Origin of the sequence: Neobacillus cucumis (genome assembly GCF_002860255.1) — a bacterium.
In the GTDB taxonomy this organism is placed as follows: Bacteria; Bacillota; Bacilli; order Bacillales; family Cytobacillaceae; genus Neobacillus; species Neobacillus cucumis_A.
This window is the reverse complement of sequence record NZ_PGVE01000102.1, coordinates 162166-174027: the sequence shown is the minus strand read 5'-3', so window position 1 is coordinate 174027 and position 11862 is coordinate 162166. Positions and strand designations below refer to the sequence as shown.

At 39.1% G+C, this 11862-nt stretch carries 11 protein-coding genes and 1 tRNA gene; 11 read left to right on the top strand and 1 reads right to left on the bottom strand.

Going from position 1 to position 11862, the window contains the following annotated elements:
* Positions 1–179: 179 nt before the first annotated feature.
* Positions 180–479 (bottom strand): HesB/YadR/YfhF family protein, encoded by a 300-nt coding sequence (locus CVD27_RS26580; RefSeq protein ID WP_101652120.1) that lies wholly within the window; start codon positions 477–479, stop codon positions 180–182.
* Between the two features lie 243 nt (positions 480–722).
* On the opposite strand from CVD27_RS26580, the gene CVD27_RS26575 reads away from it, so the two are divergent.
* From CVD27_RS26575 to lonB, 11 genes are all read left to right on the top strand, one after another.
* Entirely contained in the window at positions 723–1172 is a 450-nt protein-coding gene (locus CVD27_RS26575) for a MarR family winged helix-turn-helix transcriptional regulator (protein WP_101652118.1), read from the top strand.
* 15 nt (positions 1173–1187) lie between these two features.
* Positions 1188–1982 (top strand): glutamate racemase, encoded by a 795-nt coding sequence (racE, locus tag CVD27_RS26570; RefSeq protein WP_101652116.1) that lies wholly within the window; start codon positions 1188–1190, stop codon positions 1980–1982.
* 122 nt (positions 1983–2104) lie between these two features.
* On the top strand, positions 2105–3166 hold the full coding sequence (locus CVD27_RS26565) for a GerMN domain-containing protein (protein WP_374703108.1): 1062 nt from the start codon (positions 2105–2107) through the stop codon (positions 3164–3166).
* A gap of 105 nt (positions 3167–3271) precedes the next feature.
* A complete protein-coding gene (gene rph, locus CVD27_RS26560) occupies positions 3272–4027 on the top strand; it encodes a ribonuclease PH (protein WP_101652114.1) in 756 nt (251 codons plus the stop codon).
* A gap of 187 nt (positions 4028–4214) precedes the next feature.
* Entirely contained in the window at positions 4215–4826 is a 612-nt protein-coding gene (locus CVD27_RS26555) for an XTP/dITP diphosphatase (RefSeq protein WP_101652112.1), read from the top strand.
* Positions 4823–5335, top strand: coding sequence for a metallophosphoesterase family protein (locus CVD27_RS26550; protein ID WP_101652110.1), 513 nt, complete (start codon positions 4823–4825; stop codon positions 5333–5335). Before CVD27_RS26555 ends, CVD27_RS26550 begins: the two co-directional genes overlap by 4 nt.
* A 103-nt stretch (positions 5336–5438) precedes the next feature.
* Positions 5439–5515: transfer RNA gene (locus CVD27_RS26545), tRNA-Arg, on the top strand.
* A gap of 117 nt (positions 5516–5632) precedes the next feature.
* Positions 5633–6661 carry a tetratricopeptide repeat protein gene (locus CVD27_RS26540; protein ID WP_101652108.1) on the top strand — a complete coding sequence of 343 codons (1029 nt, stop codon included), beginning with the start codon at positions 5633–5635 and terminating at the stop codon, positions 6659–6661.
* 170 nt (positions 6662–6831) lie between these two features.
* On the top strand, positions 6832–8109 hold the full coding sequence (tig, locus tag CVD27_RS26535; RefSeq protein ID WP_101652106.1) for a trigger factor: 1278 nt from the start codon (positions 6832–6834) through the stop codon (positions 8107–8109).
* 389 nt (positions 8110–8498) lie between these two features.
* Entirely contained in the window at positions 8499–9758 is a 1260-nt protein-coding gene (gene clpX / locus CVD27_RS26530; protein WP_101652104.1) for an ATP-dependent protease ATP-binding subunit ClpX, read from the top strand.
* Positions 9759–10063: 305 nt separating this feature from the next.
* The gene (lonB, locus tag CVD27_RS26525) at positions 10064–11731 is read left to right on the top strand and encodes an ATP-dependent protease LonB (protein ID WP_101652102.1); all 1668 of its coding nucleotides are present in this window, start codon (positions 10064–10066) and stop codon (positions 11729–11731) included.
* Positions 11732–11862: the final 131 nt, after the last annotated feature.

The window sequence follows — 11862 nt, the reverse complement described above, 5'->3', positions numbered from 1 at the left end:
GGTCCAGGAAATTATAGATTTACTACCTGTGGATAACCTTTTACAGCTTTAGAAACGTCCAGCTTCAGCGCCTAGCCCCTCGATGGTCTACAGCCAATCCGTCCAAAAGGTTTAAAAAGCAACCTTTCGGCCGGCTTGTCTTATGCTCGTCGGGGCTGATCAAGGCGCTTGCGCTTTTCTTATTCACTTAAGGTATAATTAAATTCCAATTCGTCAATTTTTGCATTGAAATCTACAAATAAATCATGACCATTAAAGAACCATAAATCTGCGCCCTCAATAAAAAAAGTTAATCCTTCTATTTCCGTTTTAACTGCTATATCTATAGGCTCATTATCAACCGTAAAAGCCAGTGAAAAACCTTCTTGAACGGGACTATTCCCGTAAATTTTAACGTAGAATCTGACTTTATCTCCATTTTTTAATTCCACTTCATCCTTAAACCATTGTAATGCGGCCGTGCTTATCCCTATTTTCATATTCTTCTCACCTTTGTTTTAATATTCAAACATAAACATATTATGAACTAATCTGTTAAAATAAATTTATTATAGCATTTGATTCGAACAATAGCTTTTCAGGAGTGTTGATAAAAAGAGTTTCAGCTTGAAATTTTTGAAGAAAAGGTAGAAAATAAGTACAAGCTTTAAGACAGCTGCTTAGGTTGGGCTTATTATATAGATTCGTCTTGAGGAGAAGCAAATTATAGGAGTGTATATAAAATGGAACTCGAAAACCCACAAAGAGTGACAGTGGATATTATTGGTAATATTGAAAAAGACCTGCGTTATATTTCTGGGATCATAAAGCAAAAGGGAAGGGAAATGTTGAGTAATTACAAAATTACTCCTCCACAATTTGTGGCTTTGCAGTGGCTTTTTGAAGATGGAGATATGACGATCGGCGAGCTTTCGAATAAAATGTATTTGGCTTGCAGTACGACAACCGATTTAGTCGATCGGATGGAGAAAAATTTACTTGTTGAACGGGTAAAAGATCCAAGCGATCGTCGTGTCGTAAGAATCCATCTGCTAGAAGAAGGTAAAAGAATCATTGATGAAGTTATTAAAAAGCGCCAAGCCTATTTAGATGAAATATTAAAAAACTTTTCAATGGATGAAATCTTACTTCTTCAATCCAGTTTGAGCAAGCTGCATCAAGAAATGCGTTAAAAAGAGGCGAGATGTTTGAAACAACCAATTGGTGTTATAGATTCTGGTGTCGGTGGATTAACCGTTGCCAAAGAGGTAATGAGGCAGCTCCCCAATGAGAAAATCATCTATTTGGGGGATACAGCCCGATGCCCATATGGACCAAGATCAAGGCAGGAAGTAAAGAAATTTACCTGGGAACTAACTACTTTTCTATTAAAAAAGAATATTAAGATGCTTGTGATTGCTTGCAATACTGCAACAGCTGCGGCACTTGATGAAATTCGAAGAGAATTGCCTATTCCGGTTATTGGGGTTATAAATCCCGGGGCAAGGGCTGCCATTAAACGTACTAAAAATTACCGTGTAGGGATTATCGGTACGATAGGAACCGTGAAAAGCGGGGCATACGAAAAGGCGTTAAAATCACTTAACAGCCGGCTTTTTGTGACCAGTCATGCTTGTCCTAAATTTGTTCCGCTCGTCGAGAGTGGAGAATATGCTGGGGCCATTGCTGAAAGAATCGTAGATGAATCCTTAAAGCCGCTTTTGGATCAAAACTTAGATACATTAATATTAGGCTGCACACATTATCCATTACTAGAACCCCTAATTAAAAATGTTATGGGCGAAAAAGTGAATGTGATTAGTTCGGGTGATGAAACAGCACGGGAAATTAGTGCCATTCTCCAATATAATGATTTGCTGGACACATGTGAAGAAGAACCGGAGCATGAATACTACACAACAGGCTCCAGAAGGCTTTTTTCAAAAATTGCCTCCCAATGGCTCGGAACCCCTGTGGACCATGTCAATAAAATAAAACTTTAAAAGGAGCCTCCATTAAGGAGCTCCTTTTAAGTTTTTTATCTATTTTTTCTTCATTAAGACGGTCTATTTTCTCATAAGGCTCGTATATATGATAGTACAAACTGTCTTAGGGGGGAATTAATGTGTCTAAAAATAAAGCAAAAATCATCGGTATGACTGTGTTAACTTCAACGGTTTTACTTTCTGGCTGCGGGTTGTTCAGTACGGAAACGCAAAAGAAAATTGATCCGCCAAAAACGGTTACGGTGAAAGAGGGAACGGTTCCGGTTAGTAAGGAAACCACTGCTAAAGAAAAAGAGGCAGCCCAGAATACAGTTAAAACCGAACTATATCTGATTGATAAAAATGGCTATGTAGTGCCTCAAACACTGGCCCTGCCAAAAACGACTTCAGTAGCTAAACAGGCCCTTGAGTATTTAGTAGCAAATGGTCCTGTGACGGACATGCTTCCAAATGATTTTAGAGCCGTTCTTCCTGAAGATACAGAGATATCGGTCAATATTAATAAAGATAATGGAGTTGCAATTGTTAACTTCTCGAAGGAATTTAAGAATTACCAGCCTGAAGATGAACAGAAAATCCTCCAATCTGTGACCTGGACATTGACGCAATTTGATAATATAAAATCGGTCAAGCTTAAAATGAACGGCCATAACTTAACCGAAATGCCTGTCAATGGCACACCAATTAGTGAAAATCTATCAAGAGCAACCGGAATCAATATTGATAACACAGATGTGGCTGATATTACCAATACAAAGCCGGTAACTGTTTACTATATGGGCGGTGAAGAGGGTTCTTATTACTATGTTCCAGTAACTCGACGCATAAGTAATTCTGAGAAGGATAATTATGCAGCAGTCGTCAATGAATTAATTAATGGGCCAAGTGAGAAGTCTAAGCTTGTATCAGAATTTATGTCGGATGTGAAGCTTCTTGAAGCCCCTAAATATGAAAACGGAACACTCACATTAAACTTTAATAAAAATATTTATGATAGTTTCAAGGAAAAAGAAATTTCACAATCTTTATTAGATACGCTTGTTCTCTCTCTAACGGAACAGAAGGGTGTAGAAAAGGTAGCGGTCGAAGTGGACGGAAAAGTTGACATAAAAAATGATAAAGGGAAGAAACTATCTGAACCTGTAACTCGTCCAGAAAAAGTAAATACAGGTAGTTATTAAAAAAACATTTTTGTTATACTATATAGTGACCATGAAGAGGTTGGCTTCTTAGGGCCGCCTCTTCTTTATTTGAAAATAAGAGAATCGCTTAAGGAGGAAAAAGTTGTGCGCGTTGATGGAAGAGAGCCATTACAGCTGAGACCTATACATATTGAAACAAACTATTTAATACATCCAGAAGGTTCTGTCCTAATTTCAGTAGGTAATACAAAGGTAATTTGCACAGCGAGTATTGAAGAGCGGGTTCCTCACTTTATGAGAGGCGAAGGTAAAGGGTGGATCACCGCTGAGTACTCTATGCTTCCAAGGGCAACAGAGACACGAAACGTTCGAGAATCTTCTAAAGGGAAGGTCTCCGGCAGGACGATGGAGATTCAGCGTCTGATTGGCCGAGCCCTTCGTGCGATTGTAGATCTAAGTGCTCTGGGGGAAAGAACGGTATGGATTGACTGTGATGTCATCCAAGCAGATGGGGGGACGCGGACTGCATCGATTACAGGAGCATTTGTTGCGCTTACCCTTGCACTAAATTCATTAGCTGAAAAAAAATCTCTATCCAAATTCCCAATTACCGATTATTTAGCTGCAACCAGTGTTGGAATCCTATCGGGTGGGAAGATTGTACTCGACTTGAATTATGCTGAAGATTCTAAGGCGGAAGTGGATATGAATGTAGTGATGACGGGGAATGGAGAATTTGTAGAGCTTCAAGGAACGGGAGAAGAGTCAACTTTCTCATATGATCAATTACAAGGACTGCTGCATGCTGCCCAAGAGGGACTCATGGAGTTGTTTGAACATCAGAAAGCTGTATTGGGTGAGGATATTATTAAAAAAATCGAGAAAAGAAGGAAGAAATAAACTGGCTTGGAGAGGGAGAAGTGGGTTTACTCTCGTATGAGGTGTGGTAACTCTCGGATAAGTGGTGTTTACTCTCGGATAAGATTTAATAACTCTCGGTTAAACAAATTTACTCTCGGATAAGATGAATTTACTCTCGTAAAGTCGAAATAAAATGCTTTTTTAATTAAATGAAGAGGAGATCAAAATGAAAGAAGTCATTATTGCGACAAAAAATCCTGGAAAGGCAAGGGAGTTTGAGCACATTTTTGCCTCAAGGGGGATAATGGTGCGGACACTGCTGGATTTTCCCGAAATACCTGAAGTGGAAGAAACGGGAACAACGTTTGAAGAAAACGCCATCCTTAAAGCAGAGGCTGTTTCCCGCGCACTTAATAAAATGGTCATTGGCGATGATTCAGGATTAATGGTCGATGCATTAGAAGGCAGACCAGGAATCTTCTCTGCCCGCTATGCAGGCGAACCAAAAAACGACGAAAACAACACGGATAAAGTACTGCAAGAACTGCAGGGGGTTCCTGAAGAAAAGAGAACAGCTAGATTTTATTGTGCATTGGCCATGGCGATTCCAGGTCAAGAGACGAGAACCGTGTCAGGCACCTGTGAGGGCCGGATTCTTGAGGAGCGCCGCGGTACAAATGGTTTCGGATATGATCCGGTTTTTTACGTGCCAGAAAAAGGCTCAGCGATGGCAGAACTACCTTCAGAGGAAAAAAATAAAATCAGCCATCGTGCCGCTGCCCTAAAAAAACTTGAAAGCGTGTTAGATGCTATTTTAGAAAGAGCGGAAGAGTCATGAGTAAGGTATTAATTATTAGTGACAGTCACGGGTTAACAAAGGAGCTTGAAATCATCAGGGAGCGGCATGTAAACGAGGTTGATTTAATGATTCACTGCGGTGATTCACAATTAATGCCTACGGATCCATGGATTTCTGGTTACTTAACGGTTATGGGGAATTGTGATTTTGGGGCCGAGTACCCATTGGAGACAACAGCAGAAGTGGCAGGCCGGAAGTTTTTTATCACCCATGGCCATCGCTATTCGGTAAAATCCACTTTAATGAATCTAAAATATAAAGCAGAGGAACTGAACGCTGATATTGTCTGTTTTGGCCACTCGCATGTCCTTGGGGCAGAAGTTGTTGCTGGCACCCTTTTTATCAATCCAGGCAGCATCTGTATGCCTCGTGAGCGCTTTGAAAAAACATATGTGATTCTCGATTTGCAATCGGATAAAATAAATATGTCCGTGTATGAACATTCTGGACGCGAACTCACAAACTTAGCACGAGAATTTATTCTCTAAATAACAAAAGGGGGAGGTTTCCCCCTTTATAAGAAAGTCAAAAAAGCTGTTGACTTTTAGATATTAGGATAATATAATAAATCTTGTCTTTGATAATTGATATGTCCCAGTAGCTCAGCCGGATAGAGCATACGCCTTCTAAGCGTACGGTCGGGAGTTCGAATCTCTCCTGGGACGCCATTTTCTTGTACCATGTTTAAACTACATACCAAATTCTCAACTCACCAGTGTGGTGAGTTTTTTTTATACCCTAAATATGCTACACTATTTTCTAATACATATTGAAGGACGGATTTTATGAAAAAACGGGAACAAGTAAAACGAAAAGATAATGTAATCTTCTTTCCCGGGCTCGACAAAAGATTGACAGACAAAGGTCTAGAAAGCCTTGAAAAGAAAAAATTTCATGAAGCGATTCCCTTATTAGAAGAAGCACGGGAGCTCGATCCTGATAATGAAAATATCCTCATTGGACTAGTCCTTGCTTATTTTGAAGCAGGTGCTTTTCAAAAGGCGAAGGCTCTCGCAAAGGAAATGCTGCTAAAGGGAATAGGCGATTATTTTCAAATGGTTGACCTCTATTTAACAGTTCTTATCCAGCTGCATGAATATAGGGAAATCGTCACGACGATAGAAGCACTCCTAGATGAAAGGGAGATTCCCCCCGAAAAGCATGATCATTTTTTAACGATTCTACAATTTAGCCGCCGGATGGCAGAGGGTCGTGAACAGCAAGAGATTGAGGAGGAAGAACCACAAGACTCAGAAGATCCATTCCTAAATCTATTAGCTTTAAAAAATATAAACGAGCAGATGCTTGTCATCGCTAATTTGGCGGACAAAAACATTCGTCCCTATTTAGATGAAATGACTGATTACTTGAAATCCGAAGCGGGACATCCTTTCCTTAAAACAATGCTGTTACACGTACTTAAGGAACAAGAAATCGATCGAGAACTGATCGTTGAGAAGTTTACCATCGAAGAAAAGGTCAATCCCCTTAAGCTTCCTGAAGTAAGAGAGCAGCCTAAAATGCTGGCAATAAAGACATTACTTGAAGAACAACTAGAAAATAAAAATCCAGGTCTTTATGAAAATACAGTAAGTATGCTAGAAAGGACATTTTTTATTTGTTATCCATTGGAAATGGAGCCGGAATCTAATGAAGCATGGGCCGCTTCTTTTAATATGCTGGCTCAGGAATATTTGGGAATGGACGCAGAAATTGGCAAATTAGCAAGAAAATACGGAGCTGAAACCCTTGATATAGAGAAAGCTAGGATGCAAATAGAGACAATTGAGAAAATTTCTTACCCTAATATTTAGGTCTCTCTGTTGAAAGAAGGCGAACCTATGTTATAATGTAGGGGTTGCTTGTGTAAAAAACTATATTTTACATTAAAAAGATGGAAAATGACTTGATTTGACAAGACATTTTTCGACTCAAATTCGTTATCGAATGAAATGAGAATAGATTTGTTGGAGGGAAAAAAGGTATGACAGCAAAATGGGAAAAGTTAGAAGGAAACCGCGGTGTCCTTACTGTTGAAGTAAGCGCTGATGAAGTAAACAAAGGTCTAGACGCGGCATTCCAAAAAGTGGTTAAGCAAGTAAACGTTCCAGGCTTCCGTAAAGGTAAAATGCCTCGTGGAATGTTCGAAAAACGTTTCGGTGTAGAAGCTCTTTATCAAGATGCATTAGATATTCTACTTCCAGAAGCATATGGAAATGCAATCGATGAGACAGGAATCGAGCCAATCGACCGTCCTGATATCGATATCGAGCAAATGGAAAAAGGTAAAGAACTTATCTTCAAAGCAACTGTACAAGTGAAGCCTGAAGTGAAATTAGGCGAGTACAAAGGCTTAGAAGTAGAAGAATTAGATATTGCTGTAACTGATGAAGATGTTGCTAACGAATTAAAAACAATGCAAGAACGTCAAGCAGAGCTTGTTGTAAAAGAAGATGCTGCTGCTGAAAATGGCGATACAGTTGTAATCGACTTTGAAGGTTTCGTAGATGGTGAAGCATTTGAAGGCGGAAAAGCTGAAAATCATTCATTAGAATTAGGTTCTGGCTCATTCATTCCAGGTTTTGAAGAGCAATTAGTTGGTGTAAAAGCTGGCGAATCTAAAGATGTTGAAGTAACATTCCCTGAAGAATACCATGCGGCTGAACTTGCTGGTAAACCAGCTGTTTTCAAAGTGACAGTACATGAAATTAAAGGAAAAGAACTTCCTGTATTAGATGACGAGTTTGCTAAAGATGTAGACGATGAAGTTGATACTTTAGATGCTTTAAAAGAAAAAATCAAAACTCGTTTAGAAGACAGCAAAAAGCATGAAGCTGAGCATCACCTGCGCGACACTGTAGTGGAAAAAGCAGCTGAAAATGCAGAAGTTGAAATTCCAGAAGTTATGGTTACAACTGAAGTAAACCGTATGCTTCAAGAATTTGAACAACGTCTTCAAATGCAAGGTATGAATCTTGAACTTTACTTCCAATTCTCTGGTCAAGACGAAAATGCATTACGTGAACAAATGAAGGAAGACGCAGTAAAGCGTGTGAAAGTGAACTTAACACTTGAAGCAATCGCTAAAGCAGAAAACCTTGAAGTAACTGAAGAAGATGTAAATGCTGAACTTGAAAAAATGGCTGGCATGTACAATATGCCTGTTGACGCTATTCAACAAGCTCTTGGCGGAGTTGAAGGTATCAAAGGTGACCTTAAATTACAAAAAGCAGTTAACTTTCTTGTTGAAAACAAAAAATAATTAATAGATAACAAGGCGCGATATTTATCGTGCCTTGTTTTATACTTTTTTTCAATTACATATTATAATAAGGACAGGGAAAGCTTTTTTTATAATGGGCAGGAAAAAACGCAACGGGCAGCGAATAAATATTTCCATAGCGATTTAGATTTATTTTTTATAATTATGGTTAAGATTAATGGGTACATATTTTTTTATGACTTACACAAACAAAAAAGAGAAAAAGAACACATAATTGTTAAAGCGTTTTAAGCGTTTTATTTCCAGTCCATTACCTAGATGTGTTACAATGCAAAATACATACCTTTGAAAGATAGAAAAAACTCGGACTTGTTTGTGTAATTCATGAGCTTCAATAGGGTTTTAACACGTGTTAAGGGGTGAAAGAATTGTTTAAATTTAATGATGAAAAAGGACAGTTAAAGTGTTCCTTCTGTGGTAAAACACAGGATCAAGTTCGTAAATTAGTTGCAGGCCCGGGAGTATATATATGTGATGAATGTATCGAGCTTTGCACTGAAATTGTAGAAGAAGAACTTGGAACAGAAGAAGAAGTAGAATTCAAAGACGTACCAAAACCAAAAGAAATCTGTGAGATTTTAAATGAGTACGTTATTGGTCAAGACCAGGCGAAAAAGTCTCTGTCTGTAGCCGTTTATAATCACTACAAGCGGATCAATTCGAATAGTAAAATCGATGATGTTGAGCTTTCAAAAAGTAACATCTGTATGATTGGGCCTACTGGAAGTGGTAAAACGTTATTAGCACAAACATTAGCGCGTATTTTGAATGTGCCGTTTGCGATTGCTGATGCAACCTCTCTTACTGAGGCAGGTTATGTTGGTGAGGACGTTGAAAATATTCTACTAAAGTTAATCCAAGCTGCGGATTACGATGTAGAGAAGGCTGAAAAAGGGATTATTTACATCGATGAAATCGATAAAATTGCCCGTAAATCAGAGAATCCGTCTATTACAAGAGATGTGTCCGGTGAAGGTGTCCAGCAGGCACTTTTAAAAATTCTTGAAGGTACCGTTGCAAGTGTTCCTCCTCAAGGTGGAAGAAAGCATCCGCATCAAGAATTTATTCAAATCGATACAACAAACATCTTGTTTATTTGCGGTGGTGCGTTTGACGGAATCGAGCCAATTATCAAACGCCGCTTAGGCCAAAAAGTAATCGGCTTTGGTTCAGATGTGAAACAGCAAGAAATTAGCCAAAAAGAACTTCTTTCAAAGGTATTGCCTGAAGACTTACTGCGTTTTGGCTTAATTCCAGAATTTATTGGTCGTCTTCCAGTTATTGCTAGCCTTGAGCAATTAGACGAGGCTGCATTAATCGAAATCTTAACAAAACCTAAAAACGCACTTGTGAAGCAATATCAAAAAATGCTTGAAATCGACGATGTAGAGCTTGAATTTGAAGAAGGTGCTTTAAACGAAATCGCGAAAAAAGCCATTGAACGCAAGACGGGTGCCCGTGGTTTACGTTCCATTATTGAAGGGATTATGTTAGATGTTATGTTTGACCTTCCTTCACGCGAGGACATCACGAAGTGTATTATCACAAAAGAAACAGTTTTAGGGGATAGTGTACCTAAATTAGTTCTAGAAGATGGAACTGTCGTGGTTGAAGAAAAATCTGCATAACAAAAGTAAGGCCTGGCTTCATTAAGCCAGGCTTTTTTTGTGTATTGTTTCCATAAATTTCTAAATAGGCCAATTTTGATGAAAAATGAGCCAATTATCATAAAAAATGAGCCAATACAAATGAAAAATCGTCCAAAAACCCCGAAAAAGCAGCCGATTGTAATGGAAAATCAGCTGGAGTCGAAGGAACACAACTTATAGACCACTTACCAGCAGCGATTTGTTTTTACATTGTTGGTTTATTCCGCCAGTCTAAAGGAAATACTTCTTACTATAGATGTGTATTAGTTGTAGGAGGGAAAAATATGAGTTGGACGGGGATTGCCTTATTTATACAGCTATTTTTCGGTATTATAATAGGGCTTTATTTTTGGAATTTGCTTAGGAGCCAGCGTACGCAAAAAGTGTCCATTGATCGGGAATCCCGTAAAGAGATGGAGCAGCTTCGCAAAATGAGATCGATATCCTTAACGGAACCGTTATCTGAAAAAGTTCGTCCTACAAGTTTCAATGATATTGTAGGTCAAGAGGATGGTATAAAATCATTAAAAGCAGCATTATGCGGGCCAAACCCTCAGCATGTAATCATTTATGGACCTCCGGGAGTCGGTAAAACGGCAGCTGCCCGTCTTGTTTTGGAGGAAGCCAAAAGGAATGCAAAATCACCATTTAAACCACAATCCGTTTTTATTGAGTTAGATGCCACGACTGCGAGGTTTGATGAAAGAGGAATTGCTGATCCACTGATTGGTTCCGTGCATGACCCGATTTATCAAGGTGCCGGGGCAATGGGACAAGCAGGTATACCACAACCGAAACAGGGAGCAGTAACCAATGCCCATGGCGGAGTTCTCTTTATTGATGAAATCGGTGAATTACATCCGATTCAAATGAACAAGCTGTTAAAAGTATTAGAGGATCGGAAGGTATTCCTCGAAAGTGCCTATTATCATGAAGAAAATACGCAGATTCCAACCCATATTCATGATATCTTTAAAAATGGCCTTCCGGCGGATTTTCGTTTGATTGGAGCCACAACGAGAACACCAAGTGAAATTCCACCGGCGATTCGCTCACGTTGTATGGAAGTATTTTTCCGTGATTTAAATCAGGAAGAGATTGTGAAGGTTGCAAAAAAAGCAGCCGATAAAGTGAATATGGAAATAAGTGAAAACGGCGTCAATACGCTTTCTACATATGCAAGAAACGGCCGGGAAACAGTTAATATGATTCAAATTGCCGCGGGACTTGCGATTACAGAAGACCGCAGCTTTATTAAGGATGAAGATATTGAATGGGTCATTCATTCCAGTCAGATGACACCAAGAATGGAAAGAAAAATTAATGATATATCACATATTGGACTTGTTAATGGTCTTGCCGTCTATGGACCAAATTCCGGGGCATTGCTCGAAATTGAGGTCACTGTCATTCCGGCAAAGGAAAAGGGTTCGATTAATATTACCGGTATCGTGGAAGAAGAAAGTATCGGCGGGCAGGGTAAGTCGATTCGCCGCAAAAGTATGGCACGCGGTTCGATCGAAAATGTTATTACGGTCCTACGATCAATGGGAGTGCCGGCCAATGATTATGATATCCATGTGAATTTCCCTGGCGGGGTACCTATCGATGGACCTTCAGCGGGAATTGCGATGGCAACAGGCATTTATTCCGCTATATATAAACTACCGATCGATAATACGGTAGCCATGACAGGAGAAATCAGCATTCATGGCAATGTAAAGCCGATTGGCGGCGTGTATCCAAAGGTGAAAGCGGCTTTGAAAGCCGGGGCTAGAACAGTCATTATTCCGGAAGAAAATATGCAAACCATTTTAAATGAAATTAAAGGCATTAATATTGTTCCGGTGACTCACTTACAACAGGTATTTGACCTTGCTTTAGTTCAGTCTTTTGAAAAAAACGATGCCATACCTGCGTCCATTGAATTAACGAAAAAAGAATCAATATAGAATAAACTTCGGTTTGATTCGTAAAATCAAACCGAAGTTTTTTTTGAGGAAGAAAACGGTTTTGTTTGGGGAAAATAATTATATTGAAAAAGAAACAACGTACACTCTCTAAAAATAGACACATAAAACCA

Bases quoted from the DNA above. Each gene is read 5' to 3' on its own strand.
- CVD27_RS26580 (WP_101652120.1), bottom strand. From the start codon at position 479: ATGAAAATAGGGATAAGCACGGCCGCATTACAATGGTTTAAGGATGAA.
- CVD27_RS26575 (WP_101652118.1), top strand. From the start codon at position 723: ATGGAACTCGAAAACCCACAAAGAGTGACAGTGGATATTATTGGTAAT.
- CVD27_RS26555 (WP_101652112.1), top strand. From the start codon at position 4,215: ATGAAAGAAGTCATTATTGCGACAAAAAATCCTGGAAAGGCAAGGGAG.
- CVD27_RS26550 (WP_101652110.1), top strand. From the start codon at position 4,823: ATGAGTAAGGTATTAATTATTAGTGACAGTCACGGGTTAACAAAGGAG.
- CVD27_RS26540 (WP_101652108.1), top strand. From the start codon at position 5,633: ATGAAAAAACGGGAACAAGTAAAACGAAAAGATAATGTAATCTTCTTT.
- tig (WP_101652106.1), top strand. From the start codon at position 6,832: ATGACAGCAAAATGGGAAAAGTTAGAAGGAAACCGCGGTGTCCTTACT.
- lonB (WP_101652102.1), top strand. From the start codon at position 10,064: ATGAGTTGGACGGGGATTGCCTTATTTATACAGCTATTTTTCGGTATT.